Annotated in this window: 24 protein-coding genes; 9 read left to right on the top strand and 15 right to left on the bottom strand. The window is 69.4% G+C overall.

The window, feature by feature from the left end; translation table 11 throughout:
- Nucleotides 1-64 precede the first annotated feature (64 nt).
- The 3 genes from F4X11_21805 to F4X11_21795 all read right to left on the bottom strand — a co-directional run bounded on the left by F4X11_21805 (nucleotide 65) and on the right by F4X11_21795 (nucleotide 4,333).
- A complete protein-coding gene (locus F4X11_21805) occupies nucleotides 65-364 on the bottom strand; it encodes a hypothetical protein (GenBank protein ID MYN67629.1) in 300 nt (99 codons plus the stop codon).
- Between the two features lie 50 nt (nucleotides 365-414).
- Nucleotides 415-1,764 carry a DUF1552 domain-containing protein gene (locus F4X11_21800; GenBank protein MYN67628.1) on the bottom strand — a complete coding sequence of 450 codons (1,350 nt, stop codon included), beginning with the start codon at nucleotides 1,762-1,764 and terminating at the stop codon, nucleotides 415-417.
- A 127-nt stretch (nucleotides 1,765-1,891) separates the two neighbouring features.
- Complete coding sequence (locus tag F4X11_21795) at nucleotides 1,892-4,333, bottom strand: DUF1592 domain-containing protein (GenBank protein ID MYN67627.1); 2,442 nt, start codon at nucleotides 4,331-4,333, stop codon at nucleotides 1,892-1,894.
- Nucleotides 4,334-4,489: 156 nt separating this feature from the next.
- Between F4X11_21795 and F4X11_21790 the strand changes: the two genes are divergently transcribed.
- The 3 genes from F4X11_21790 (at nucleotide 4,490) to F4X11_21780 (ending at nucleotide 6,872) form a co-directional block, all read left to right on the top strand.
- A complete protein-coding gene (locus tag F4X11_21790; protein MYN67626.1) occupies nucleotides 4,490-6,070 on the top strand; it encodes a hypothetical protein in 1,581 nt (526 codons plus the stop codon).
- A gap of 41 nt (nucleotides 6,071-6,111) precedes the next feature.
- The gene (locus F4X11_21785; GenBank protein ID MYN67625.1) at nucleotides 6,112-6,564 is read left to right on the top strand and encodes a hypothetical protein; all 453 of its coding nucleotides are present in this window, start codon (nucleotides 6,112-6,114) and stop codon (nucleotides 6,562-6,564) included.
- A gap of 74 nt (nucleotides 6,565-6,638) precedes the next feature.
- Entirely contained in the window at nucleotides 6,639-6,872 is a 234-nt protein-coding gene (locus F4X11_21780; GenBank protein MYN67624.1) for a hypothetical protein, read from the top strand.
- Between the two features lie 25 nt (nucleotides 6,873-6,897).
- On the opposite strand, the gene leuD is transcribed toward F4X11_21780, so the two are convergent.
- The 3 genes from leuD to F4X11_21765 all read right to left on the bottom strand — a co-directional run bounded on the left by leuD (nucleotide 6,898) and on the right by F4X11_21765 (nucleotide 9,881).
- Nucleotides 6,898-7,629 (bottom strand): 3-isopropylmalate dehydratase small subunit, encoded by a 732-nt coding sequence (leuD, locus tag F4X11_21775; protein MYN67623.1) that lies wholly within the window; start codon nucleotides 7,627-7,629, stop codon nucleotides 6,898-6,900.
- On the bottom strand, nucleotides 7,613-8,293 hold the full coding sequence (locus F4X11_21770; GenBank protein ID MYN67622.1) for a 3-isopropylmalate dehydratase small subunit: 681 nt from the start codon (nucleotides 8,291-8,293) through the stop codon (nucleotides 7,613-7,615). The genes leuD and F4X11_21770 overlap by 17 nt, the downstream gene beginning before the upstream one ends.
- A 100-nt stretch (nucleotides 8,294-8,393) precedes the next feature.
- Entirely contained in the window at nucleotides 8,394-9,881 is a 1,488-nt protein-coding gene (locus F4X11_21765; GenBank protein MYN67621.1) for a 3-isopropylmalate dehydratase large subunit, read from the bottom strand.
- Between the two features lie 184 nt (nucleotides 9,882-10,065).
- Between F4X11_21765 and F4X11_21760 the strand changes: the two genes are divergently transcribed.
- The gene (locus F4X11_21760; protein MYN67620.1) at nucleotides 10,066-10,728 is read left to right on the top strand and encodes a hypothetical protein; all 663 of its coding nucleotides are present in this window, start codon (nucleotides 10,066-10,068) and stop codon (nucleotides 10,726-10,728) included.
- A 303-nt stretch (nucleotides 10,729-11,031) separates the two neighbouring features.
- Here F4X11_21760 and F4X11_21755 read toward each other — a convergent pair whose 3' ends face one another.
- Complete coding sequence (locus F4X11_21755; protein ID MYN67619.1) at nucleotides 11,032-12,213, bottom strand: Fic family protein; 1,182 nt, start codon at nucleotides 12,211-12,213, stop codon at nucleotides 11,032-11,034.
- Between the two features lie 122 nt (nucleotides 12,214-12,335).
- On the bottom strand, nucleotides 12,336-13,313 hold the full coding sequence (locus F4X11_21750; protein ID MYN67618.1) for a hypothetical protein: 978 nt from the start codon (nucleotides 13,311-13,313) through the stop codon (nucleotides 12,336-12,338).
- A gap of 39 nt (nucleotides 13,314-13,352) precedes the next feature.
- On the opposite strand from F4X11_21750, the gene F4X11_21745 reads away from it, so the two are divergent.
- Entirely contained in the window at nucleotides 13,353-14,399 is a 1,047-nt protein-coding gene (locus tag F4X11_21745; protein MYN67617.1) for a class I SAM-dependent methyltransferase, read from the top strand.
- 79 nt (nucleotides 14,400-14,478) lie between these two features.
- Here the strand turns inward: F4X11_21745 and F4X11_21740 are convergent, their stop codons facing one another.
- From F4X11_21740 to F4X11_21710, 7 genes are all read right to left on the bottom strand, one after another.
- Nucleotides 14,479-16,158, bottom strand: coding sequence for an arylsulfatase (locus F4X11_21740; protein MYN67616.1), 1,680 nt, complete (start codon nucleotides 16,156-16,158; stop codon nucleotides 14,479-14,481).
- Between the two features lie 251 nt (nucleotides 16,159-16,409).
- On the bottom strand, nucleotides 16,410-17,792 hold the full coding sequence (locus F4X11_21735; GenBank protein MYN67615.1) for a cytochrome c: 1,383 nt from the start codon (nucleotides 17,790-17,792) through the stop codon (nucleotides 16,410-16,412).
- A 60-nt stretch (nucleotides 17,793-17,852) separates the two neighbouring features.
- A complete protein-coding gene (locus F4X11_21730; GenBank protein MYN67614.1) occupies nucleotides 17,853-18,164 on the bottom strand; it encodes a hypothetical protein in 312 nt (103 codons plus the stop codon).
- Between the two features lie 21 nt (nucleotides 18,165-18,185).
- Nucleotides 18,186-19,073 (bottom strand): hypothetical protein, encoded by an 888-nt coding sequence (locus tag F4X11_21725; GenBank protein ID MYN67613.1) that lies wholly within the window; start codon nucleotides 19,071-19,073, stop codon nucleotides 18,186-18,188.
- Nucleotides 19,074-19,160: 87 nt separating this feature from the next.
- Nucleotides 19,161-20,615, bottom strand: a complete 1,455-nt coding sequence (locus tag F4X11_21720) for a PQQ-binding-like beta-propeller repeat protein (GenBank protein MYN67612.1) — start codon at nucleotides 20,613-20,615, stop codon at nucleotides 19,161-19,163.
- 65 nt (nucleotides 20,616-20,680) lie between these two features.
- Complete coding sequence (locus F4X11_21715; protein MYN67611.1) at nucleotides 20,681-21,094, bottom strand: type II toxin-antitoxin system VapC family toxin; 414 nt, start codon at nucleotides 21,092-21,094, stop codon at nucleotides 20,681-20,683.
- On the bottom strand, nucleotides 21,094-21,348 hold the full coding sequence (locus tag F4X11_21710) for a CopG family transcriptional regulator (GenBank protein MYN67610.1): 255 nt from the start codon (nucleotides 21,346-21,348) through the stop codon (nucleotides 21,094-21,096). Before F4X11_21710 ends, F4X11_21715 begins: the two co-directional genes overlap by 1 nt.
- Before the next feature lie 161 nt (nucleotides 21,349-21,509).
- Between F4X11_21710 and F4X11_21705 the strand changes: the two genes are divergently transcribed.
- The 4 genes from F4X11_21705 to F4X11_21690 all read left to right on the top strand — a co-directional run.
- Nucleotides 21,510-22,658 (top strand): ATP-binding protein, encoded by a 1,149-nt coding sequence (locus F4X11_21705; protein ID MYN67609.1) that lies wholly within the window; start codon nucleotides 21,510-21,512, stop codon nucleotides 22,656-22,658.
- 51 nt (nucleotides 22,659-22,709) lie between these two features.
- The gene (locus tag F4X11_21700; GenBank protein ID MYN67608.1) at nucleotides 22,710-23,597 is read left to right on the top strand and encodes a GNAT family N-acetyltransferase; all 888 of its coding nucleotides are present in this window, start codon (nucleotides 22,710-22,712) and stop codon (nucleotides 23,595-23,597) included.
- Nucleotides 23,594-24,724 carry an o-succinylbenzoate synthase gene (menC, locus tag F4X11_21695; protein MYN67607.1) on the top strand — a complete coding sequence of 377 codons (1,131 nt, stop codon included), beginning with the start codon at nucleotides 23,594-23,596 and terminating at the stop codon, nucleotides 24,722-24,724. The genes F4X11_21700 and menC overlap by 4 nt, the downstream gene beginning before the upstream one ends.
- 7 nt (nucleotides 24,725-24,731) lie before the next feature.
- Nucleotides 24,732-25,452 (top strand): hypothetical protein (locus F4X11_21690; GenBank protein MYN67606.1); only part of this gene is annotated, 721 nt, incomplete at its 3' end.

Here is a 25,452-nt window from a genome sequence, read left to right as displayed (position 1 = left end):
CGTGCGACAGCTTCCGCTCTTGAAGCTGCAATGACCGCTCTCGCTCCGACGCCGGGGGGAACGCCTAGATCGGATCGACGCCGGCGCGCACGCAGAAGTACTCCCAGGCGCGGTCGAGGGCGAGCGGCGAGAGCTGCGTCGCGCGGGATAGCTCGACCTCACGCTCCGACAGACCCCGCGGCGTCCCGATCGCCATCGCCTGCAGTTGCACCTCGGCATTGAGCTTGAGATAGATGGCAATCATCACGGCTTGCTTGAGCGAGCCCGCCGCCACCACGGCGCCGTGTCCTCGCATGAGCACGCAGGAGTTGCCGCCGAGCGTGGCGGCGAGATCGCGCCCCTGCTCCATGGAGCGCACCAGCATGTCCGCGTCGTCGAACCGGGCGGCGATATCCTGCGCTCTCCCGAATCTCGTCAGGTCAGCGTCTCGAGCCGGCCCGTGCTGTCGCCGAAGCTGTCGACGTGCACGCCGAGCCGGTCGAGCAGCGACACGTAGAGGTTCGCGATCGGCGTCCCCTGCGGGTGCCGCACGTAGCGACCGGCCCTGATCCCGGCGCTCTGCCCCCCGACGACCGCGACGGGCAGGTCGTCGTGGAAGTGCGTGTTGCTGTCGCTGATGCCGGTCCCGTACAGGAAGACCGTGTGGTCCAGCATCGTGCCGTCGCCTTCCGGCATCGCCTCCATTCTCTCCACCAGGTGGGCGAACTGCTGGAAGTGGTACTCGTTGATCCGGTGCAGGCGCTCCAGCTTGCCGTACTCGTCCTGGTGATGCGACAAGGGGTGATGCGAGTCGGAAACCCCGATCTCGGGATAGGCCCGGCCGCTGACCTCCTTCCCCAGCATGAAGGTGCTGACGCGGGTCAGATCGGTCTGGTAGGCGAGCGCCAGCAGGTCCATCTGGAGCTTCGCGTGCGTCGCGTAGTCGTCCGGAATGCCCGCCGGCTCGTCCACCAGCGGCAGCTCGCGCGAGCTCTGCCGCTCGGCGGTGCGGATGCGCCGCTCCACGTCCCGCACCGAGTCGACGTACTCGGACACCTTGGCCCGGTCGCCGGCCCCCAGGAGCCGCTCCAGGCGCTTCAGCTCGGAGGAAACGGCGTCGATGATGGTCCGATCGCGCTCGAGCCGGGCCAGCCGCGCGGCGGGATCCGTGCTGCCGCTGGTGCCGAACAGGCGCTCGAAGACGGCGCGCGGGTCCCGCTCGACGGGCAACGGCGTGGTCGGCGTCCGCCACGCGACGGTGTTCGTGTAGGCGCAGCTCGAGCCCCCGTCGCAGGTGCCCACCATCGCGTTGGACTCGATACCGAGCTCCAGCGACGTGAGCTGCGTCTCCCGGGCGAGCTCCCGCGCCGCCACCTGGTCCATCGACACCGCCGCGTACACGTCGGCGCCGGTGGTCAGCTTGAACGTGGTCGCGGTCAGGAACGTGCCCGCCGATCGCGCGTGATCGCCGCCCCCTTCCATGAGGTCCGCGGGCTTGTCGGCCAGGCCGCCCAGCAACAGAACCCGGTCCTTGAGCGCCCCCAGCGACCGCAGCGTCGGCGGCAGTTCCTGCAGCGGTCCTTCCGTCCTCGGCCACCAGTAGCCCATCGACATGCCGTTGGGCACGTAGAACACCCCCAGCCGGCGCAACCGCGCCGGCGCCGCCGCCGTCCGGCTGAGGGCGGTCAGGGCCGGCACCATGCAGTCGAGCAGCGGGAGGGCGAGGGTGGCGCCGGCGCCGCGCAGCACCGCACGCCGGGACAAGTGCTTCCTGGTGATGAACATGGGCTTCTCCCCGCGTCGTGGCGACGCGCTGCCTCCCGGCGACGCGCTCCCGCGCCTACTGTCCGCCCCCGACGTGGGCGGCAACACGCTGCTGTCGCGGCTGTCGGAGGCGCTGGACTACGCGCGCCTACTGTCCGCCCCCGACGTGGGCGGCAACACGCTCTTCCGGCTCCGAGTCCCGCACGATCCGCTGCTGGAACGGGGCGCTCCGCACGATGCCGAGGACGAACGACGACCAGCGATGGTCGTCGCGCGCCGCTTCCCGCACGATCTGGCGCACCGTGGGCGCATCCAGATAGTCGACGCCGCGACCGAGGGCGTAGGTCAGCAGCTTTTCCGCGATCGTGCGCAGGAGCTCGTCCTCGCCCTGTCGCAACAACGCTTCGCGGAACGTCTTCGGGCTGTCGATCGACGTATCTCTCCACGTAATCGCGGAGTCGATCGGCGCGCCCTCGTCGCGCTCGCGCCACCTCCCGATCGCGTCGAAGTTCTCCAGCGCGAAGCCCAGCGGATCCATGTTGGCGTGGCAGGTCGCACACACCGGGTTCGCTCGATGCTGCTCCATCCTCTCCCGCAGCGATGCCGGCTCGCTCTTGCCGTCGTTTTCCGGAAGCGGCGGCACGTTGGCCGGTGGCGGCGGCGGCGGCGAGCCGAGCAGCGTTTCGAGCACCCACTTGCCCCTGAGCACCACCGACGTCCGGTCCGCATACGAGGTCGCCGTCAGGACGCTCCCGTGCCCCAGGAGCCCAGCCCGCGCCGGATCGGCGACCGGCATGCGCCGGAAGTGGCTGCCATGGACGCCCTCGATGCCGTAGTGCTCGGCGAGCCGGGCGTTGAGGAAGGTGTATTCGGCGCGCAACAGGTCCAGCACGCTGCGATCCTCACGCACCTGACTCTCGAAGAACAGCTCGGTTTCCTTCATCAACGCGTCGCGCAGGGTGCTGTCGTAACCGGGGAAGCGCACCGGATCCGGCACCATGGTCCGCAGGTTGCGCACCTGCAGCCACTGCCCGAGGAAGTCGCCCATCCAGCGGGCGGCCCGCCGATCCGCCAGCATCCGGCGCGTCTGCCGTTCCAGCACGACCGGATCGCGCAGTCGGCCGCGGACGGCCGCATCCAGCAGCTCTTCGTCCGGAATGCTCCGCCACAGGAAGAACGCCAGGCGCGACGCCAGCTCCACGTCGCTTAGTGGGTAGATGGTCCCGGCGGGAGCGCCTACCGGATCGACCTCGGCGCGCATGAGAAACGCCGGCATGGTCAGGAGCGCTTCCAGGGCTCGCGCGATGCCGGTCTCGAAGCCCCCGGCTCTGCGCCCGATCTCGAAGATCTCCATCAGCGGTGCGAGGTCGACGTCGGTGACCGGGCGGCGGTATGCCCGCCGGGCCAGCGTGCCCATGATGCTCCTCGCGCACGGCTCCTCGTCGTGGGCACCGCTCGGCCGGCACACGAGAACGCGCCGGCGGCTCGGCGTCTCTTCGGGGACCTTCCCGCCGTACGGACCATGGATCTCGAGCGACGCGATGCCGGCCACCACGTTGTCGCCCACGCCGGCCGACGCGGAGGGGGCCGTGTCGGTGAACGCCGCCGACACGAGCCGCGTGCCGGCCCTGACGGGCAGGCGCACCTCCAGACCCTCGTCGGCCGTCTGGTTGTAGAGCGCGACCTGCTGGTGCACGACATCGTCGTCCGGCGGCGCGATGCCGCCTCCCGACAAGGTGTACCGGACCTGCCCCGCGAACGCGCCGCCCACCGTGAGGCGCTCGACGAGCGCGTGGTCGACGCGCAGCTCGATGTGGTACTCGCGCTCCGCGATGTTGCCGCGGATCGTCCCCCCGATATCGCTCCGCTGCAACCGAATCCGGAAGACGTAGTCGCCGTCGAGCGAGAACGCATGGCGCGCCGCCAGGCCGCCGTGCGTCGCGAACGGCAGGTCCTCGCCCATCCGGGCTTCCTGCCGCGCCGCGTTCGGCAGCCTGTACGTGCTGATCGCCGGGCGATTCTCCAGCGTGCCGACCGCGAGGCGACTGACCTTGGTGGCCGCGGTGATGTAGCGATCCATCAACGCCGGGGTCATCGCGAGCACGTCGGCGTTGTTGTCGAAGCCGAAGCCCGCCATGTCGCTCGGGAGCAGCGCCTCCCCGTCTATCTCCAGATCGAGCAGGTCGCGCACGGCGTTGACGTACTCGGTTCGATTCAGGCGGTGCGACGCCACGCGCCCCGGGTCGGGCGCCGCCGCGCCTACCCGGTCGAGCTCCGCCTCGAGCGCCGTCACGAAGGCGTCGACCGCCGCCGGCTCCGGCCGCGGGCGGCCCGGCGGCGGCATCTGCCCGCTACGGAGCTTGCGGGCGACCTTCTCGAAGAGCTCACGGTGCAGATCGGCGCGGTCGATGTCGACCCGGTCGAACATCACACCGGCCGTCTGCAGCCGTTCGTTGTGACAGGTGACGCAGTACCGGTCGAGCAGCGCGCGTGACGGCGCCTCTGTCCCGGCGGCGGCGTGCTGCGGCGCCGCCACCACCATCACAATCCCCGCCAAGCATGCCGCGCCAAGCACTCTCATCGTGGACATAGTATGCAGCCCCGGGTCTCCCGCGGGCGCCCACCCACGCCCTGCGCTCTACCTATCACCTTTGCCGCCCCCACGCAAGAAAGCTAGGATGTTCCCGACGTGGTGGCGAGTCGCCGGAATCGACATTCGCACGGAACCGAACGCGGGAGGAGCAGAATGCGCGTCCTGACGAAGGGTCTCGCCAGCCTGTGTTTCGTCCTCCTCGCGGCAGCGGTCGGCAGCGCGGCGGCTGCCGAGCCGGACCTGCGCCTCGTGGAGGCGATGGCGGAGCGCGACACCGCCGGCCTGCGCGGGCTGCTCGCCGACGAGGATCTCGACGTGAACGCCGCGCGGGCCGATGGCGCGACGGCGCTGCTGTGGGCGGCCCACTGGGACGACGGCGAGGCGGTCGAGCTGCTCCTCGACGCCGGCGCCGACGTGAATGCCGCGGACGATCACGGCGTGACGCCGCTCGCCCGGGCTTGCGAGAACGCGAGCGCGTCGATGGTCGAGCGGCTTCTCGCCGCCGGGGCGAATCCGAACGCGGCCCAGTCGAACGGCCTGACGCCGCTGATGACCGCCGCGCGCACCGGCAGCCTCGAGGTCGTGCGGGCGCTGCTCTCCGGCGGGGCCGGCGTCGACGCCGCCACCGCCGCCACCCACGAAACGGCGCTGATGTGGGCGGTGGCCGGGCGCCACCTCGACATCGTCCGCGCGCTCGTCGAGCGGGGCGCCGACGTGCATCCCCGACCAGGGCAGGCGTTCTCGCCGCTGATCGCCGCCGCCCGCAACGGCGACATCGAGACGGCCGAGCTGTTGCTCGCCGCGGGGGCCGGCGTGGACGAGACCGGTTCGGACGGGGCGCATCCGCTGGCCTACGCGGTCATCGTCGGGCAGGTCGCATTCGCCCACTTTCTGCTGGAGCGGGGCGCCGATCCGAACGGGGCGGTCGACGGCGTCACGGCGCTGCACGCCGCCGCCGGCCCTGTCCGCACGTGGCTGAAGGCATGGAACCGCAAGCACGGCGGCGCGGGCGCGCGGGCCGGCCGGCTCCCGCTCCGGGAGCGGCTGGCGCTGGTCGACGCCCTGCTGGCCCGCGGCGCCGACCCCAACGCGCGCATGACCGCCTCGGACGTGACCGAGCAGGGGTTCGTCCGCAATGGCGCCTACGACACGTTCGCGACGGGCACCGGAGACGTGGCCGGGGCCACGCCGCTGTGGGTGGCGGCGTTCGCGACCAACCCCGGCCCGGGCCGGATGCGCAACGGGTGGAGCACGCACAGCTCCACCGGCGACGTCCTGCGCCGCCTGCTAAGAGCGAGCGCCCGGCCCGAGATCACGTCGAACGACGGCACCACGCCGATGATGGCCGCGGCCGGTTGCGGGCGGTGGGGGCACTGGACGAACACGCCGCGGGCAGCCCGCCAGCCCATGGCGGAGGAGGCCATCGGGATTCTCATCGAGGCCGGCATGGACGTGAACGCCACCAACGAGGGCGACTTCACGGCGTTGCACTGCGCCGCCTTCAGCGGCCTCAACGAGGTGATCCGACTGCTCGTGGAGCGCGGCGCCGACATCGACGCGCGCGACTGGCGGGGCCGGACGGCGTTCCGCCTCGCCGAGGGCGCCAAGCAGTCGTTCCACTACCAGGCGTGGCCGGAGACGGCGGCCCTGCTCGCGGAGCTCGGAGCCAATACCCGCCTGGGAATCCCGGGGACCATCCACGAGCGCCTGCGAGGGCTGGTGGCGCCCCGGTAGACGGCCGCGCCGGATGCGCGATCGATGATCCACGAGGTCGAATGACACGTAGCCTGGCAGGGTGGACGGTCGCGATCGTGGTCGGAACGGGGACCCTCGCGGCCGCGCAGAAGGTGGTAGGCCCCGAGGAGTTCGACCGCGCGATGAAGACCATCGGCGCCGCCCTCGAAGGCGTGGAGGAGGCCCTCGGGTCGGCGTCGTACGTCGAGGCCAAGACGCCCCTGGCGCTCGCACGACAGGTGCTTGCCTCCACCCGACCCGAGTGGGAGACCGACGGGCAACGCGACGCCGTGCGGATGAACCGGGAGGCCGTGGCCGCACTGGACGCGCTCGACGAGGCCCTGTCGGCGACAACGGTCGATGTCGCGGCAGTGGCCGCGGTCCTCGGAGATGTCACTCGCGCCTGCGACGCGTGTCACGCGACGTATCGTGAGGGCGACCCGCAGACCGGCTACCGCATCCGATCGACGGTCTCGTCGGGCACGCCGAAATAGCATGCTGTTCGGGCAAGCGGGGGCTACGTCTACCGAGACGATTCGCCGCGTGAACGTGCTACGCTCCAAGTGTAGTGAGTAGCGACACGAAGGCGTTGTTGGCGGCGATCGTCGGGTCGACCGTGGCGGTGATCGCGGTCGTCGTCACTCTGTTCGCCGGCCTGCGGAGCGACGTCGCCGAGGTCCGAAACGATCTTCGGCGTCTCGATGATCGGCTGCGGGCCGTCGAGATCGAGTTCGGAAAGGTAGGCCAGCGCCTCGCCACTCTGGAGCGGCTCCACCTTCCAGCACCAGACCCGGCCGAATGAAGTCGTTCGGATAACCGGCGCACCCTCACGGCTCGCGACGGTCGGGGTCGTCGTAGATCCAGGGGCGGCGACGCCGATCCCTCTCCCGCATCTCCTCGGCGTTCGCGTCGTGCCGAAACCGTTCCAGCAGCGTAGTGTCCACGCCTTGGAGCAGGCTCTCGCGCCGTCGCGAGTCGATCCGGAAGGGAGCGGTCGCCATGCCCGGACGCTCGACCACCTGTCTCTCCAGGTCGACCGTCATCTCGATCCCGGGATTCGCCCGGACGCGATCCGTGAGCGCTTGCACCACCTGCTCGTCCAGCGTAACCGGGAGGAGACCGAAGTCGAAGCAGTCGTCATGGAACACCGGCCCGAAGCTCGGGGCGATGACCACGCGCATCCCACACTGCCGGAGCCGGATGACCGCATACGCCTGCTGGCTGCCCTGCCCGAAGTTCCGTCCGGCAAGCAGGATGGAGGCCTCGCGATAGGGTTCGTGATTGAGGACGAAGTCCGGATCCTCCGTGCCGTCGGGCCGGTACCGGAAGCCAGGAAACGCATGCCGGCCGGTCCAGGAACCGTCGTGCCGGTGAGCGTCGAGAGGTACGTCGCCCGGATCCAGGTGCACTGCGTGGAGATCCCGAAGCTCCTCACCGACCGGGGCGATGAGCTCGCTCTCGAGATCCGGCTGCCGGAAGGGCGCCGCGATGCCGGTATGGCGCACGAATCGCGGTGCAGGCCTGGACATGGCGGCAGGGACCTCAGCGGCGGCCATCACCGGGTTGATAGATCCAGGGGCGCTCCTGCTGGTCCCGCTCCCGCACCGCCTGGGCCGCCGGAAGGTGCGGCTGGATCTCTTCGAGGTCGTGCAGGCCGTTCAGCAGCTTGTTCCGCAGCCTGGGATCGGTCTCGAACGGGATCGGGTCACGACCCGGCATCTCGATCAACTGCCGCTCCAGATCCACCTTCATCCTGACGCCGTGGTGCGACTCGACCCACTCGACGATCTCGTTCAGCGTCTCCCGCGGCAGCTCCACCGTCAGCACGCCGTACTGCACCGCGTTGGTCAGGAAGATCGGCCCGAAGCTCTCTCCGATGTAGACCCTGACGCCCCAGGCCGCGAGCGGCCGGGTGACCCCGGTGACCCGCGAGCTGCCGGTGGCGTAGTTCTTGCCGACGACCAGGATCGAGGCGGTCCGGTACGCCTCCTGGTTGAAGACGAAGTCCCGCCGCGGGGATCCGTCCGCGTTGTAGCGGATGTTCGCGAACGCCGTGGCGCCCCGGCTCGAGCCGAGGCCGCCGCGGGGCGCGTCCAGACCGTCGGTCAGGTTGGTCAGGGCCGGCGCGATCACGTCGGTACTCACGTTGTCGAACAGGAAGGGCGCCGCCAGGCCCTCGTGCACCGCGAAGCTATGCCCGCCACGCTCTATGTTCTGTCCCATGGCCCCGGCCCCCCTGCTCGCCCGCCAATCGTCGCCTCCCGGCTCCGCCTGGCGCCCAACCAACCCTCCAGGAGTCCGCGCCGTTCTACGGCGCCGACTCCTACAGAAACGTGCGCACGTCGGCGATGCGACCGGCGATCGCCGAGGCGGCGACGGTCGTCGTGCTCGCCAGCATCGTGTTCGTGTCGCGTCCCTGCCGGCCGATGTAGTTGCGGTTCGAGTTCGAGACGCAGCGGTGACCCGGCTCGACGTAGTCGCCGTTCGATCCGTAGCACTTCGAGCAGCCGGACTCGCGCCATTCGAAGCCCGCATCCGTAAAGATGCGGTCCAGGCCCTCCGCCTCGGCCTGGGCCTTGACCGCGTTCGACCCCGGAACGACCCACGCCGAGGTGATGTTCGACGCGACCCGGCGGCCCTCGACGACGGCCGCCGCCGCGCGCAGGTCGCTGATCCGGCTCTCGACGCAGGAGCCGATGAACACCTCGTCGATCGGCGTCCCCAGGATCGGCTCGCCCGGCGTGAGGCGGCTGTACTCGATCGCCTGCCGGTAGGTGGCCCGCTTGTTCGCGGGCGCCCGGTCGGGATCCGGAATCCGTTCGCCGATCCCGATGGCGTGCTCGGGGTTGATGCCCCAGGTGACCTGCGGCTCCACCCCGGTCATGTCGATCGTCTCCTCCCGATCGAACACCGCGTCGTCGTTCGTGGGCAGGGTGCGCCAGAACGCGAGCGCCTGGTCCCAGTAGCGCGCCGAGGGGGCGAACTCCCGGCCCGCGAGGTACTCGTAGGTCGTGTCGTCGGGGCTGACCATGCCCGTCGGCGAGGCCATCTCCACCGCGAGATTGCAGACCGAGAAGCGGGCCTCCTGCGACAGGGCCCGCACGACCGGACCCGCGTACTCCACCGCGTAGCCGGTGCCCGAGTCCGTGCCGAGCTGCGCGATCGTACGCAGGATGACGTCCTTCGCGCGGATACCCGGACCGAGCGTGCCCACGATGTTCACGCGCATGGACCGCGGACGGCGCCGGATGACCGTGCCGGTGCGCAGGATGTTCTCGGAGTTCTCGCCGCCCCAGGAGATCAGTCCCATCGCCCCGTGCGTGCAGGTGTGGCTGTCGCCCGCGCAGAGCACCATGCCCGGCTGGCTCAGCCCGGTCTCGGGGCCGACGACGTGCATGATCCCGTAGCGCGGATCGAACTGGCCGAAGGCCTTGGTGAAGCCCAGCTCCCGCATGTCGTCGGCGAGCTCCTCGTACGGCTGCCAGCCCCATCCCAGCGACGGGTCGTCGTAGCGGTCCGGCGAGGTGGAGACCGTATGGTCCGGCACGCTGTAGAAGATCTCGGGATTGCGGAGCTCGACGCCTTCCCGGACCAGCCGCATGACCTGGGTGGGACTGCCGCCGATGCAGCGGTCCACCTGGAGCAGGTCCGTCTCGCCGCCGAGGTTGGCGACGACGTGCGCGTCCCAGATCTTGTCGAACATCGTTCCGCGACGTTCCTGCGCCTGGAATCGCGCGAACAGGGACCTGGGGTAGGCCGATACGAGAAGCCCGGCGCCCACCGACGTTCTGATGAAGTCGCGTCTGTTCATCGTGCCCTCCGCTGCCGATACCCCGCGGCTTGCGGCAAGTTCGTTCGCCGGCCGCCGGCGACCATGATATCAACGCGCCGTGGAGCTACAATACGGGCACCTTGGCGTGCCGCCTCCGTTGTGGCGCGCGTCCAGAGACCGCCATCCATCGGAATCACCGCGTCCATCGAGGAGGAACGACACCATGAAGCGCCTACTGCATTTCCTGTTCGCCGCGGCCGTCGCGCTGGCCATGCTGCCGGTCGATACGCAAGCGCACTTCCAACTGCTGGAACCGGCGCCCTGGATCAACCTGGACAGGCTCGGCAACCCGCAGAAGGTCGGACCGTGCGGCGGCAACCCGACCGGCGACAACGACGCGATTCTGTCGGGCATCGTCACCGAGGTCACCGGCGGGTCGAACCTGCACTTGAAGATCCAGGAGACCATCTTCCACTCGGGCCACTACCGCGTCGCGCTCTCGGTGAACTCGCGCAACGAGCTGCCGGCGGATCCAACCGCGGTCGAGGAGTGGACGGATCGGGGTCTCTACTCGGTCTGGGGCGTGATTCAGAGCCCGCCGCAGATTCCGGTCCTCGCGGACGGCCTGTTCACGCACTATCCGGTAGGGGACCAGCGCGCCTCGTTCCGGCCCGAGACCCCGATGGATCCCTGGGAGGCCGACATCCCCATCCCGAACATCAACTGCGAGAAGTGCACGCTGCAGGTCATCCAGTTCATGGCCGATCACGTGTACAACACACCGGGCGGCTATTCCTATCATCACTGCGCCGACCTGAAGATCACGGCCGATCCGTCCATGCCCATCGATAGCCGCTGGCCGGGGCAGATGATGACCAACGACTGACCGAGGTCGTGGCGGGCTGGCGGCAATCGGGCTGCCGTCAGCGGAGGACGCTCACGGGACGAGGTTCCCCATCCGGCCCACCGCCACCGGTGGTGGGCTGGGTCCGCTGGTCTACCAGCGGATCGCTTCACAAGCTCCTCGGGCCGCTTGGGCTGGGTGTCCGAGTCATTCGGCGCACTCGGCGTCACTGGCAGGACGGTGGCCAAGGCGATTGCGTGTGTCCGAGTCCCGTGCCCGTGTGAGGGTTCAGGCGTCACGACCGCTGGACCGGTTGCGCCATGTCGTAGCGTGCGGCCCCCCGGGTCAGTACCGGCCGATCGCGTCGAAGTCGATCTCGATGGTCGGCTCCGACTCCTGGGCCGGGAACTTGATGAACCCCATTTCAGCCAGCCTCGTCAGTTCCCGATAGAAGGTACGAACCGTGACGTCGCCGTACACCCCGGTGACGTACGGCGCCCGGCGAAGCGCCGAGTAGGCGATTTTCCGGGAGGGCTCCTCTGCGAAGGGATCGGTCGGTTCCGTTTCCTGCAGCAGGAAGTCCAGAAGGCGATACTCGCGCTGGTTGATCACGCGCCGGCGCTTGCCCGCCCGCTGGTTGAACGCCCGAACCAGGGTGGCGCGGTAGACGACGCGGTTCAGCTTCGTCTTGATGAAGTTGTTGATGCCCCTCAGCTCGGCCGCGAACCCTTCCACGCCGAACGCCACGAACGCGTTCAGGTCGAAGGGTTGGGTGCGCCGGCTTTGCTGCAGCAGCCGCTTGTAGTCGTCTCCGTGGCGATAGAAGTAGTTCGACAGGCCGTAGAATCCGAACACGTTGTACTCGCCCTGAAAGAGAATGCCGGCCTCGACGAGCCGGGACACCCGGCCGTTTCCGTCCCCGAACGGGTGGATCGTGACGAGGAAGAAGTGCGCCAGCAGAGCGCGCACGACGGGGTGTTGCGCGAGGAAGGGTCCCGAATTCACGAAGTCCACGAACCGGTCGACGAGCCCGGACACGTCCTGCGGCGGTGCGCCTCGATGCACACCGCCCAGCGCTTCCGTACCCACGACGACGGAATGGGTCCGCAGGCGACCCGGCAGGTTGTCCGTCTCGTCGGACCCCTCCGTGAGCAACTCATGCATCCGCAGGAGGTCGAAACGCCGCAACGGAGCGGCCGCCGGCGTGAATCGCTGGCGGACCCAGTCCTGCGCACGGCCGGCGTTTCGCACCTGCTGCTGGTCCCTGGACGGAGCCGCAGGAGACGTCGAAGAGGACGCCAGCAGATCCATCTGCCGGCGCACCTCGTCCTCGGACAGCGGATTGCCTTCGAGGGCGGTCGTTCCATGGACGGCACGCACGCGGTTCAACTGGTCCAGTTGCGTCTTCCAGTCCGGTGGCAGCACCAGATTGTGCGCTGTCTCCCTGGATGCTTCGATCCGGATCAGGCCGGGAGTCAGCGCGTCCAGGCGCAACCGGTACTCGAAACCGAACCGCGTCCAGTCCATGACGCCTATTTTGACACATTTTCAGGCATGATTTTTTTCAGTGCAAGATACTGCATAAAAAGCTACTTATACTCCTTTCCATGTAATAGTTGACGCTCTATTCGACAGCTTGTTCGGCTGATCTATTGCTCCGGCTCGGTCGCCAGGTTGGACCTGTGGGTCCAGAAGATGTCGACTCCCCCGAGGCTGTTGTCCTCGCGGTACGAGAACCAGGTGAAGGTGGTGTCGTCCGGCGGGAGCGCCGGACACATGTCGGCGGCCGCGGTGTTCACCTGTGGCCCCAGGTTCACCGCGGGCGCCCAACGGTTCGGTCCCGTCTGCATCGCCGACCAGATATCCATCCCGCCCTCACCGCCGGGACGGTTCGAGCTGAAGTAGACCCGGCCGTCGGCGTCCTGCGAGAAGTGGAACTCCTCGGCCGCGGTGTTGATGTTGGGCCCTTGGTTCACAGGCTGCTGCCAGACGCCGTCGGCGTCCTGCCGCGAGCACCAGATGTCCGACCCGCCGTAGCCGCCCTCCCGCCGGGAGGCGAAGCAGAGCGTCTCGCCGTCATTGAGAATCGCCGGGCAATGCTCGTCGCCGGCGTCCGTGCTGATCGGATACGGGAGCAACTCCGGCGTGGTCCACACCCCCTCGACCTTGCGGGTGACGAACAGATCGCTGGCGTTGCGGGGGTCGCTGGTCGCCAGCCGGTCCGACTTGAAATAGATGGTGTTGCCGTCGGCGGTGATCCACGGTTCCCGGTCGTCGCCGAGCCGTAGCGGGTCCACGCCGGTGGCGGGGGCGGAGTTGACCGGCTGTCCCATGTTGACGGGCGTGTTCCAGCGTCCGGTCTCGGCGTCGAACGTCGCGATGTAGAGATCCTTGGGGTCGCCGGGCGCCGCGCCGAGGTCCTCGCGCGCGCTGCAGTAGACCATCGTGCCGTCGGCCGCGAACGACAGCTCACCCTCGGCCCAGAGTGTGTTGATCGGCTCGCCGAAGTTGTGCACGGCACGCTCGACCCAGCTCTGCTGCGCCGCCGCGGGAGCCGCCGCGGTCAGGCAGGCGACGACGACTCCGATCCCCCACGCCGCGCCGGTCATCCGTCTGTTCATGTCCATCCTCCTCGACTCGTCGGATCATAGGGTACGCTCGCGCCGATGAGAGTCCTGCTCTTCACCCTTCTGGAGATCGTGTTCTTCCCCCTCCAGCTCATCGGCACGCTGATCTACACCTGCCGGATCCGTTTCGTGAACAGGCCGCGCGGCATCTCGGGTACGGCCTACGAGCCGTACATGACGCGGCTGCTACTCCACCACATCGGGAGCCGCACCGACGCGGCAGCCGAGCGGATCGCGCCGCACCTGCCCGCGCTGTCGCCCGTGGTCCTGCGGCTGTTGGTGGACACCCTGGTCCTGGCGGCGCGGTGGAGCGGCTTCAGGGGTTCGTTCCTCGCGTACCCGGGCCCGCGGCCGTCGACGCTGATGACCTTCATCAGCCATCGCACGCACTTCTTCGACGGCGCCGTCGCCGCCGCTGCCGCCGCGGAGAGTCCCATCCGGCAGTTCGTCGTGCTCGGCGCGGGGTGGGACACGCGCTTCTACGGACCGCTGCCGGACGGAGCGGACCTGCGCGCGCCCGACGGCCGCTACGGCGGCGAGGCTGTGCGATGCTTCGAGGTCGACGAGCCGCCGACGCAAGCGGCCAAGGTCGAGGCACTGCGCGCCGCCGGCGTCGACAGCGGCCACGTCGTCTTCGCGCCGACCGACTTCAACCAGCAGTCGTGGATGGCGTCGCTGAAGGCGCACGGGTTCGACCCGGACTTGCCGACCTTCATCCTGTGGGAAGGCGTGACGATGTATCTCGACGACGCGGCGATCGACAAGACGCTGGGCGAGGTAGCGGGACTCGCGCCCGGATCGCGCATCGCCTTCGACTTCCTCAGCCGGGAATTGGTGTTCGCCCGCAAGCCCTTCGTGGTATTGGGGAACTACGCGAAGTACGCCATGAAGGCCTTCTACGGCGAGAGCTGGCTCTTCGGCATCTCGACCGCGACCCCGGCGCGAGAGCGTGCAAGGAAGTTCATCGAGGCCCGCGGACTCGAGTTCCGGAGCTACGAGGCCTTCGGCGGCGAAGCCGAGCGCGGGACGCCCCTCGGCGGGCTGATCGTCGCCGGGGTGCCTGAGCGGACAGCCACGCCGCAGTAGCCGTACCGATGAACGTCGTGTGACGCGGTACACCGCGGAGGGTGCCTGATCGGACAGGCAGAGCGGCGCAGCCGTACCGCTAGAGATCCCCGGGAAGCATGATCCCGAGCTTGCGCCGCTCCTCCCTCCACAACTCGATCATCCGTCCGTGCACGCCGGGCTCTTGCGTCTTCAGGTCCCGTGCTTCGCCAGGGTCGGCCTCGATGTCGTACAGCTCGAACCTCGACTCGTCGAACGGGCCCGCGCGGGTGACCAGCTTCCATCGGCCCTGGCGCACGAACGCCCGTCCCTGATGATGGAGGGTGGTCACGTAGTCGTCTTCATGAACCCTGTCGCTGCGGCCGGAAAGCAACGGAAGCATGGTCTCTCCCAGCATGGGCCGCACGTCTTCGCCCTCGGGGTAGACGCCTCCGGCGAGCTCGATCAGCGTGGGGGCGATGTCCATCACCGTGACGTAGGTATCCGTGATGACGTCGGTATGGTTCACGCCGGCGCCGGCAACGATCAGCGGTGAGACGATGCCTCCCTGCAGGGTGAAGGTCTTGTAGCGCTGGAAGGGCGCGGAGCTCGCTTCCGCCCAGGGCGCGCCGTAGGAGACCCAGGAGCCGGGCTTGCCCATGTTGTCGTAGTCGTTGTCGTAGTGCCGGCGGACGTAGGGCATCCGGATGCCGCGGTTGTAGAAGTCTTCCGCCGCGGCGCCGTTGTCCGACAGGAAGATCACGAGCGTGTTCTCGGACAGGCCCTCGACTCTGAGGTAGTCGAGGAGCCGGCCCACGTGAGAGTCCAGGTTCTCGACCAGCGCCGCGTACAGCTCCATCTTCCGGGCCTCGACGCGCCGCCGCGACTCGCTCAGCTCGGACCAGGGCGTGATGGCCGGGTTGCGCGGCGGCATCCGCGCGTCGGCGGCGACGATTCCCGCCCGCTTCAGCTCCTCGAATCGACGCTCTCGCAACACGTCGTAGCCGTCGTCGTACCGGCCCGAGTAGCGGTGCAGGTAGTCGTCGGGCACCTGCAGGGGCGCATGGGGGGCGGTGTAGGCGGCTACCGCGAAGAACGGCCGCCCGTCGTTGCCGTCGCTCTCGATGAAACCGATCAGCTCGTCGGTGAACAGCTCGGACGAATAGGCCCCGTCGGGCCACTCGGCGGGTTGCCCGTCCCGCGAGTACACCGACCCGCCAGGGAAAAAGCCGACCGGGCTGAAGTGACTGGCCGCCCCGTGCAGCAGCGAGAAGGAACGATCGAAGCCCGCGGCGAAGGGGCTGTGCTCCTGCGTGTCTCCGAGGTGCCACTTCCCCGCGAAGTACGTGCGGTAGCCGGCGTCCGCCAGCACCCTGGACACGGGAACGACCCGGTCGGACAAGCGGCCCTCGTAGCCGGGAACGGCCAGCTCATGGGCAAGCGTCGGGATGATCACCTGCCGCCCCATGCCCGCCATGTGGTTGTTGTTGCCCGTGTACAGCATCGCGCGCGTGGGCGCACACATGGGTGCGGTGTGAAACTGGGTGAAGAGGATGCCCCCGGCCGCCAGCCGGTCGATATTGGGGGTTCGAATGTCGCTGCCGTAGGCGCCGAGGTCGGCATAGCCGAGATCGTCGGCGACGATGAGAAGGATGTTCGGCCGCTGCGCTTCCCCGCCCGCGAGCAACCGAAGCGAGGCGGCCAGGATCAGCAGCAGGCAGACGAGCGCAACCCCGGTCAACGTGAAGAACATCGAGTGCCGCATGACCTGTTCCTCCTCGACCCGCCGCTTGCCGTCCATCTACTCGATAGACCTCGCCAGCGCATTCATCCTGGGTTGCTGCCTGTCCAATCTGACTCTGGTCTCGCCCCGGTGTTCGAGACGCCGCGTAGCGATCAGAATCTGGCCGACGGCGGGCCCGGCGCCGAGGGTCCGCGGCGCCCGGGAAGGATGGCGGCCGACGAGACGGCAACGCCGCCGGCCGGACCACGGATGCGGCACGAACCCGTCCGGCGGCGGCTTGTATGAGGTGGATCCCCGATAGAGGCCGCCTACTGCGACTCGTCCGTGGTTTCGGCCGCCACGCGCTCCGCGGCCAGCTCCTCGTAGTCGGCGTCCTCCAGATAGGTGATGCCGATCCACGCGTGGGACATCTCGTCGACGCCCCGGGCGCCGAACACCACCCACTGGTCCGGGTCGGGGTTGATGCGGTTGGCGGCCGTGTTGTCCCACTTCGCGCGCAGCATGATCACCGAGCCCTTGGGCAGGAGCGGCTGCGCGTCGTCGTCGTAGACGTAGGCGATCTGCCAGTTGTGGTCGTAGCGGTTGACGCTGCTTAGCAGCTCGCGGCGGCCGTCGGGATAGAGCACGGCCATCGACATTTCGGTACCCCGCATGTGCATGTGGGGCCGGAAGCTCTGGATCAGCGCGGGCTGCTCCATGACGTACTGGTCCTCGAGCACGAGGTGCCCGTGCGGCGGAATGAGGATGTCGCTGGCCCGCAGCCGCTCGCGGTGGGTGCCGTCGACGTAGAACTGCCGCTCGCCGGCGGTCACGATGTCCGGCTCCTCGCCCTCCGGATAGAGCCACACCCCGACGTCGGCCACCTCGGTCACCTCCTCGCCCATCGGGAAGTAGTGGAGGCTGAAGTTCACCGTGCCGGGGCCTGGCGGCAGCAGCTTGCCGACACCCTCGGGCAGCAGGTCGTACCGCTTGCCGATGCCCATGCCGACCAGATGCGTCCGCGGCGGGTCTTCACCCTCGGCCGCCGTGCTCCGCAGCGTGGCGTGGCCGTGATGCGTGACCTTGATCCCGAGCGGCCAGGACGGCTTGAACTCGGCCGCGCGGATGTAGCGGGGCGCGTCGAAGCCCTCGAACTCGATCCGCGGCGACCACCACTGGTCCTGCCCGTTGGCGACGACGTGGTAGGGGGTCGAGCGAACGATGAGGTCGGGTGGCCGGCCGAGCAGCGCCTCCACCTCCCAGGCGTCGGCGCGCGGGAACTCCAGCGGTGCAGGCAGATCCGCCGGGTCGCCCTGCGGCGCGCCCGCGTCCACCCACCGGACGACGGTGTCGATCTCGTCCTCGGTCAGCGAGATGTCGTTCTTGTAGTCCTGGATGCCCACCGTCGTGTCGAGGTGCCAGGGGGGCATGAGGCGCCGTTCCACCCGATCCCGGATGCTGCGCGCCCAGGGGCGCGCCTCGCGATAGGTGAGCAGCGACATCGGCGCGATGCCGGCGGGCTGGTGGCAGTGCTGACACGAGCGCTGCAGGATCGGCGCGACGTCCCGGCTGAACGTGGGCTCTACGTCGGCCGCCCCGGACACGCCCGCGACGCCGGACTGCGCCAGGGCCGGGGCCGCACCGGCCAGCACCAGCGTTAGCGCCAATCCGACCAGGAACAACCGCCCAACGAACCTGTCCACCTTAGCCATGATCTTCTCCCCGATCAGCCGGCAGCGTCTCGCGCCGGCGTTCCGCCAGCCTGCAGATCTCTACAGAACGCCGAGCCGTTTCAGAGCACTCGCCCCGTACTTGACGAAAAGAGTCGACAAGGCACACACGATCACGAAGGCCAGTGTCCAATTGTCGCCCAGAAACGCGCTCATCGTCCCCAAGCCGCCGACCGTCGCGATCCCAGCCACCAACCGCCCGGCGCGGTGCCATCGCAAGTGTGGCTCACGCAGGACCCAGCGGACGGTATCCTTCAGGAGCCAGCAGGCTCCGAACCCAAAGACACCCACCAGCAGGAACATATAGGCTACCGCCCACAGGAAGCCCACTGCCAGTTCGTTTTCCGCTGTCACGGATCCCCTTCCGCCCGGCGATCACGGTGCCACCGTCACCGGCACGAAGCCGTTGGTCCAGCAGCACTGGAACTCGAACTCCCGGATCACGTTGAACGCAAGCACCCGCAGCAGATACTCGCCTGGTGTGGAGAAGGTAGCCGCGGTTGCCACCTTCGCCCCGTCCCCGTGCGCCCAGGCGTCCGGCTCGACGACGGCGGTCCGCTCGGCGAACGTCACGTCGCCGGGCCCCTGGTGCCTGAACCACTTGATGTTGATCGGCCGCTCGTCGTCGACCGCCTCGGCGTCGCGGGACACCCACGCGCCGAGATCGAGCGGAACGCCCACCTTCGCCCGCCGGCCCGCGCCCGTGATCCCGCGCGGCCCGCGCCCCGACGGACCCTCCGCCGCCAGACGCAGCAGCGGCGACACGCTCGAGCGTCCCGGAAACTCCCACCCCGCCAGCTCGTAGGCGGGGCTGGTGAGCCGCCCCGGCACCGAGAGCGTCTGCCCGCGCGCGTGCAGCGTCCAGACCACGTCGCGGCTGCCGAAGTCGGCCGGCACCGTCACGGTGAAGGCGCCCCAGTGGCGGCGGTCGCTCTCGGGCACCGGTTCGAACACCGTCGGCTGCCGCCCGTCGAACGCGGCCGGCTCGATGAAGTTGTCGGACCCGAGGGGAATCTCCAGCGTCTCCTCGGTGTTCACGTTGAAGTAGCCGAACGACAGCTCGAAGGTGCCGTCGGGGTTGCGGTACCACCCTTCGAAGATCGGCACCACCGGACCGCCCGACGGCCGCAGCAACTGGAGCTCGAACTGCGTCTCGCCCGGGTTGGCCACCCGCCGCTCGGACGCGCGCTGCGCCGCGAGATCGGTGGGGCCCAGCCCGATGGCCGCCGCGAAGGCTGCCACCAGCGATACGGTACGCCTCATCGTCTCCTGCTGCCCCTCCACTCCCGCCGGAGGGAGCGTTGCCCCTCGTAATCCCGCATCATAACGCAACGCCGACCCGCGCCTGGACTACTCCGCCCCGGACAGGTCGCTCAGCTTCCACAGGTGCGAGCGGGTCCGGATGACCAGGTTCCCGCGGACGATCGCCGGCGTCGACATGGCCACCTCCTCCAGCGCGTTGGTGGCGACCAGCCGGAACCGGTCGTTGCTGTCGAGCACGTAGGTGTCGCCGTCCTCGCTCAGCAGGAAGATCATCCCGTTGTAGGCCCACGGCGACGACGTGAATCCGGTGGCCCCGCGCGCCACGCGGCGGCGCACTTCCTGCGTCTGGATCTGCTGCTCGGTGAAGTACAGCTCCTCGCCGGTGTGCGCGTCGTGGACAGTCAAGAACCCGCGGTCGTGCAAGGTGATGTAGTGATCGCCGTAGACCAGCGGGGTCGGGTGGTACGGCCCCGCGGCATCCTGGTACCAGGCCACGTAGTCGCTGCTGGTCGCCCCGTCCGGGAGGGTGATGTCGCCCTCGGCCCCGGGGCGGATGGCGTAGACCGGCCGGACCGCGTCGCCGACGTAGCCGGACATGACGTACAGCAGGCCGTGGGCGGCGAACGGCTGCGGGATCGAGATGGAGTTCATCCCGCGGAAGCTCCACAGCTCGCGGCCGTCGAGGTCGTACGAGCGCACCAGGTCGCTGCCGGTGGTCACGAGCTCCGTGCGGTCCTCATGCTGCCAAATGAAGGGCGTCGACCAGTTCGTCCCCTCGTTGCGGTCGTCCCGCCAGCGCTCCACCCCGGTCTCGGCGTCGAGCGCCACCAGGAACGACTGCTCGTCGTTGTCGTTGACGACGTAGAGCGTCCCGTCGTGCAGCACCGGCGAGGCCGCGGGACCCCACCCGAGACGCGTGTCCGTCGCCTCGAAGCGGCGCTCCCAGACGATGGCGCCCTCCATGTCGAGGGCGTACACGCCGACGTTGCCGAAGTAGGCGTAGACGCGCTCGCCGTCGGTCACCGGCGTCGACGAGGCGTAGGTGTTCTTCAGGTGGCGGTCGAAGTCCGGCTCCCCGGTGTGCACCTCGGATGTCCACAGCACGTCGCCGCTCTCGAAGTCGATCGCTTGCACCAGCCAGTGATGGACCGCCGCCGAGCGCTCCATCAGGTCGCCCGGCTCCGGATCCCGGAACCGCCCGCCGGAAGGCATCGCCTGCGGCGAGCCGTAGGGGAAGTAGAGCCCCATGCGCGGCTCCTCCTCCTCGCCCTCGCTGATGACGGTGGTCAGGAAGATGCGGTCGCCCCAGACCACCGGCGACGACCAGCCGAGCCCGGGAATCGGCGTCTTCCAGACGACGTTCTCGGTCGTGCTCCAGGTGAGCGGCAGCCGCGGGTCGTCCTCGACCGTCGACATGGCGTCGGCGCCCCGGAAGGCGGGCCAGTTCTCGGACGCGGCGGACAGCGGCGCGGCGGCGACGAGGGCGAGCAGGACCGCGGCGAAGGCAGCGATTGCGACGGAACGGAATAGTGCGTGGCGCATCGGATCTCCTTGAAGTCGGCGGTTGCCGCCGCGATTATACGCAGGGTCGGGCTGGTCGGCTCGGTCTACGGGCCGCCAGAGCCACGGAGCAGCGAGAAACCGGCTTGCTCGAAGTGCCGGTCGAGTCCCAGCACGTCTTCGATCGCGTGCTGCCGCATGAATTCGAGACTCACGCAGTCGACGAGACTGAGACGGCGGCGGTTCTCCCTCGACAGGCGTCGCATGCCGCGCCGATGCAGGGCATCGGACACCCACTCCACGGACAGCAACGGGAACACGTGGTCGTCGAAATCCCGCACCGCTTCCAGTCCGACGCGGTGCTGCAGCAGAGCGACCGTCTCGACGGCGACATACGATGTCGTGCGGAGCGGACGCCGTTGCGAGACGACGCCTCGGAACGCGCGCACCACGCTGTCATGGCCATCTTCAGAGCCAACGAGCAGTGCATACAGACCGGACGTGTCGGCAAAGACGCTCATCAGCGGAACGCCTCGTCCAGGTACCGATCGTGCTCCGGAGCCACGCGGGTCTCCCCGCTCGAGTCGCGGTACTTGCCGCAGACGGCGAGCGCCGCACGAATTCGTTCGTCGCGCGTCGGCTGCGTCTCGTCCCGGTCGAGCTGGGCATCGACGCAGCGCCGAACCGCTTCCGCCAGCGAAATACCGAGACGCGCGGCGTAGCGCGTCAATCGCCGGTGTTGAGCTTCGGTTACCTGTACCTGTGTGCGCACCATGATGTCGTGAAGATTACATCACTCTGGTGCGGCGAATTGACGCCCGCGGGGGAATCTGCAGGGTTTCTTTGGGGGGGACGGGGCATTTCCAGGCAGGTCCAGGGAGCGGTGCCGCCCAAGAGGACTCATAGATGCTCTATTTTTCGGTAAAATAGTACATATTGTACGCCAGATCACTCCCGACCCCGACGCGTTCGGTCTTCCTGTTCGGCCCCCGGGGCACGGGCAAGACCACCTGGATCCGCGACCGGTTTCCGACCGCCGACGCCTACGACCTGCTCGACACGCGCGAGGCGTTGCGGCTCAGCAAGAACCCGGACGTTCTCTTCCGGGAACTCGCTGCGCTGCCCGCCGGATCCTGGGCGGTCATCGACGAGGTGCAGAAGGTCCCCGAGCTGCTGAACGAGGTGCATCGGCTGATCGAAGCACGCGGTCTGCGCTTCGTGCTCTCCGGTTCGAGCGCCCGCAAGCTGCGGCGCCGAGGCGTCAATCTGCTGGCCGGGCGGGCGATCACCACGACCCTGTTCCCGCTCGTGTCGGCCGAGCTGGACTTCGAGCTCGACATCGAGCGGGCGCTGTCGTACGGGACGCTACCTATGGCCCTGGTCGACGACGACCCGTTGGACTACCTGCGCACGTATGCCGAAACCTACCTGGTCCAGGAAGTACAGGCCGAAGCGCTGACCCGCAACCTGGGCGCCTTCGCGCGGTTCCTCGAGATCGCGGCCCGCCAGAACGCGCAGGCGACCAACGCCACTTCCATCGCCCGCGATGCCGGCATCGACCGCCGCACCGTGCAGAACCACTTCGCGATCCTGACCGACACGCTGATCGGATACTGGCTGCCGGCCTGGAAGCTGAAGTCCGCCACGAAGCAGGTGCGGCAGAGCAAGTTCTATTTCTTCGACGGCGGCGTGGTCCGGGCGCTGTCGGGGCGCCTGCCGTACCCGCCGACGCTCGAAGAGCGGGGCCCCCTGGTGGAGACGTTGATCCTGAACGAGATCCGCGCCTTTCTCAGCTACACGGGCCGCCACTATCGCCCGCACTACTGGCGGAGCTACGACGACGCGGAGGTCGATGTCCTCTGCGAGACGGCCGCGGGATTCGTGGCGATCGAGATAAAGGCGACGACGCGCTGGGACCGGCGCTTCAATCGGGGCCTGCACCGTGTCCGGCAGCATCTCGCCCCGCACGCAACCACCTGCTTCGGGGTATATCTGGGACAGCGAGCGGCCCTCTGGGACGACGTGCGAATCCTGCCCGCGCTGGATTTTCTGAAGCGGTTGTGGGACGGTGAGGTGTTGCGCTGAGTGGTCCGCGACACCCCGATCCCACGTGTGCGATGTACTGTACCGATCAAGATGCCGGCGACCGATGCGGCGATCCGCTCGTTCGATTCCCGCGCCGACTACGACGCCTGCGTGCGGCTGCAGCGCGAGACCTGGGGCGAGAACTTCGTGGACGTCGTCCCGGCCACGATCCTGATGGTTTCCCAACGGGTCGGCGGCGTGTCGGCGGGGGCGTTCGACGCGGACGGCCGCCTGCTCGGCTTCGTCTTCGGCATCAGCGGCATCCGCGACGGCGAGCTCGTACACTGGTCCGACATGCTCGCGGTGCGGCCCCAGGCGCGCGGGGCGGGACTCGGCAAGCGGCTCAAGCGCTTCCAGCGCCGGCAGCTTCTCGAGCGCGGCATCCGGCGCATGCTCTGGACCTACGATCCGCTCGTGGCGCGCAACGCCAATCTGAATCTGAACAGCCTCGGGGCCCGGCCGGTGGAGTACGTCGCCAACATGTACGGCGACACGCGCAGCGCGCTGCATGCGGGGCTGGACACGGACCGCTTCATCGTCGAGTGGCGGCTCGACGAGGCGGGACCGGCCGGGGCCGAACCTGCGGCGGGAACCGCGCCCACCGGAAGCGCGCCGGGGCTCGAAAAGAAGGGATCCACGGCGGGAGCCGCGCCGATCGTCGATGCGGAATGGCTCCGCCGGGAACGCCCGCTGCCGACCGGCCCGCGGGTCCGCGTGGCCGCGCCGGCCGACATCGACGGCCTGAAGGCGGCCGACCCGCCGCGCGCCCGGGCATGGCAGCAGGTCCAGCGCCGCGCGTTCACCTGGTACCTCGCCAACGGGTACCGCGTGTCCGGCTTCGAGCACCGCGGAGCCCCCGGCGACTCGCACTACCTGGTGACCCGGGCGCCGGCATCCGCGGGCGACTCCGCGGGCTCGCCCGCAACGGACGACCGATGAGCTTCCGCCTGTCGCGCATCACGCTGCGGGAGATCCGGATGACGTTGCGCGAGCCGTTCGAGATCTCCTCCGGCCGCACGACGGGCCGCCGGATTCTGCTGCTCGAGCTGGAGGACGCCGACGGCACGACCGCCTGGAGCGAGTGCGTCGCCGGGGAGCGGCCGAACTTCTCGGCCGAGACCATCGACACGGCGTGGCTGGCGCTGACCGAGTGGATCGCCCCGCGCGTGCTCGGCGCCGGCATCGGCCAGCCCGACGCGATCGACGGCATGCTGCGGCGCGGGTTCCGCGGCCACCCGATGGCGAAGGCGGCCGTCGAGATGGGCGCCTGGGCGCTGTGGGCCGAGCGCGAAGGAACGAGCCTCTCGAAGCTCCTCGGCGGCACCCGCCGCGCGATTGCGACCGGCATCTCCATCGGCATCCAGGACAGCCCGCGGGCGCTGGTCGACAAGGCGCGCGACTCGCTGGCGCGCGGGTACCGCAAGATCAAGATCAAGATCCGGCCCGGGGCCGACATCGAGTACATCGGGGCGGTGCGCGAGGCGCTCGGTCCCGACGCCCCCCTGATGGCCGACGCCAACAGCGCCTACACGCTCGGCCACACGGAGCACCTCGCGGATCTCGACGCCTACCGGCTGCTGATGATCGAGCAGCCGCTCGCGCAGGACGACCTCCGCCGGCACGCGCAGTTGCAGGACCGGCTCGAGACGCCCATCTGCCTCGACGAGTCGATCCCGCACGCCGCGGCGGCCGAGGACATGCTGGCCCTGGGCGCCGGCCGTATCGTGAACATCAAGCCGGGCCGCGTGGGAGGCTTCACCCAGGCCCGGGCGATCCACGACGTTTGCCAGCACCACGCGGTGCCGGTCTGGTGCGGGGGGATGCTGGAGAGCGGCATCGGCCGCGCCTGCAACGTCGCACTGGCGTCGCTGCCCAACTTCACGCTGCCCGGCGACGTCAGCCCGAGCGCCCGCTACTGGACCGAGGACGTCGTGAAGCCGGAATGGACGATGGATTCGGCAGGGATGGTGACGGTGCCGGCCGACCGGCCGGGCCTCGGCGTCGCGGTCGACGTGGACCGGGTCGACGACCTGACGGTGCGTACGCGGACGCTGACGGCGTCGTAGTGGGGGCATGATGGTGCGCACACGGATGCGGGTCGCCGCGCTGACGCTGGCCGCCGGCGCGCTGACGGCGGCGCCGGCGGTTTCTCAGGACCCGGCCGGCGCCGAGCGCGAGGCCTTCGCCGCGATCACGCGCGCCGGAGAAGCCATCGCGCGCGCTCCTGACGGAACCGCACTGTGGCGAGCGGCCGAGCAGGCGGTGACCGCCGCCGAGCAGGCCGCCGGCGCCTTCACCGCGGCGGACGGCGCTCGCGATGCGGCCCTGGCCGCGTACCGCGCGGCCTATCGCGAAGCGCTGGCGGGCGCGGTCACCTGCGCCAACGGCTACCCCTGCACCGGCGGCCGGATCGATCCGTTCGACGGCTTCGCCGCCGCGTTCGCCGCGCATTTCGAGCTCCTCGCCGCGGTGTCGGCCGCCAACGCCGCCTATGTCGACGCGGCAGGCGTTCCGGCCGCCGGGGAGGCACGCGCCCGGGCGGCTCGCATCCGGGGCCTGGCCGTCCGCATGCGCGACCTGGGAGCCATCGACGACCCCCGCAGGTGGAACGCGCTGGTCGCCGGCGCCGGCGCCGAGATTGCCGCGGGCAACCTCCTCCACAGGCGCGCGACCGAGGCGCGGCATGCCGCGGACCTGGCCCTTGTCGATGACGTGACCCGGGTGGTGGAAGCGCTCCATCTGGCCGGGGGGGGGGGGGGGGGGGGGGGGGGGGGGGGGGGGGGGGGGGGGGGGG

The organism is Acidobacteriota bacterium, assembly GCA_009861545.1.
Taxonomy (GTDB): domain Bacteria; phylum Acidobacteriota; class Vicinamibacteria; order Vicinamibacterales; family UBA8438; genus WTFV01.
The sequence above is the reverse complement of the archived record's forward strand: the minus strand, read 5'-3'. Positions and strand labels throughout refer to the sequence as shown.

What these genes read in the sequence shown, in the direction of transcription:
- F4X11_21805 (MYN67629.1), bottom strand. Translation starts at nt 364, where the DNA reads ATGCTGGTGCGCTCCATGGAGCAGGGGCGCGATCTCGCCGCCACGCTC.
- F4X11_21800 (MYN67628.1), bottom strand. Translation starts at nt 1,764, where the DNA reads ATGTTCATCACCAGGAAGCACTTGTCCCGGCGTGCGGTGCTGCGCGGC.
- F4X11_21795 (MYN67627.1), bottom strand. Translation starts at nt 4,333, where the DNA reads ATGTCCACGATGAGAGTGCTTGGCGCGGCATGCTTGGCGGGGATTGTG.
- F4X11_21790 (MYN67626.1), top strand. Translation starts at nt 4,490, where the DNA reads ATGCGCGTCCTGACGAAGGGTCTCGCCAGCCTGTGTTTCGTCCTCCTC.
- F4X11_21785 (MYN67625.1), top strand. Translation starts at nt 6,112, where the DNA reads ATGACACGTAGCCTGGCAGGGTGGACGGTCGCGATCGTGGTCGGAACG.
- F4X11_21770 (MYN67622.1), bottom strand. Translation starts at nt 8,293, where the DNA reads ATGGGACAGAACATAGAGCGTGGCGGGCATAGCTTCGCGGTGCACGAG.
- F4X11_21765 (MYN67621.1), bottom strand. Translation starts at nt 9,881, where the DNA reads ATGAACAGACGCGACTTCATCAGAACGTCGGTGGGCGCCGGGCTTCTC.
- F4X11_21760 (MYN67620.1), top strand. Translation starts at nt 10,066, where the DNA reads ATGAAGCGCCTACTGCATTTCCTGTTCGCCGCGGCCGTCGCGCTGGCC.
- F4X11_21755 (MYN67619.1), bottom strand. Translation starts at nt 12,213, where the DNA reads ATGGACTGGACGCGGTTCGGTTTCGAGTACCGGTTGCGCCTGGACGCG.
- F4X11_21750 (MYN67618.1), bottom strand. Translation starts at nt 13,313, where the DNA reads ATGGACATGAACAGACGGATGACCGGCGCGGCGTGGGGGATCGGAGTC.
- F4X11_21745 (MYN67617.1), top strand. Translation starts at nt 13,353, where the DNA reads ATGAGAGTCCTGCTCTTCACCCTTCTGGAGATCGTGTTCTTCCCCCTC.
- F4X11_21740 (MYN67616.1), bottom strand. Translation starts at nt 16,158, where the DNA reads ATGGACGGCAAGCGGCGGGTCGAGGAGGAACAGGTCATGCGGCACTCG.
- F4X11_21735 (MYN67615.1), bottom strand. Translation starts at nt 17,792, where the DNA reads ATGGCTAAGGTGGACAGGTTCGTTGGGCGGTTGTTCCTGGTCGGATTG.
- F4X11_21725 (MYN67613.1), bottom strand. Translation starts at nt 19,073, where the DNA reads ATGAGGCGTACCGTATCGCTGGTGGCAGCCTTCGCGGCGGCCATCGGG.
- F4X11_21720 (MYN67612.1), bottom strand. Translation starts at nt 20,615, where the DNA reads ATGCGCCACGCACTATTCCGTTCCGTCGCAATCGCTGCCTTCGCCGCG.
- F4X11_21715 (MYN67611.1), bottom strand. Translation starts at nt 21,094, where the DNA reads ATGAGCGTCTTTGCCGACACGTCCGGTCTGTATGCACTGCTCGTTGGC.
- F4X11_21710 (MYN67610.1), bottom strand. Translation starts at nt 21,348, where the DNA reads ATGGTGCGCACACAGGTACAGGTAACCGAAGCTCAACACCGGCGATTG.
- F4X11_21700 (MYN67608.1), top strand. Translation starts at nt 22,710, where the DNA reads ATGCCGGCGACCGATGCGGCGATCCGCTCGTTCGATTCCCGCGCCGAC.
- menC (MYN67607.1), top strand. Translation starts at nt 23,594, where the DNA reads ATGAGCTTCCGCCTGTCGCGCATCACGCTGCGGGAGATCCGGATGACG.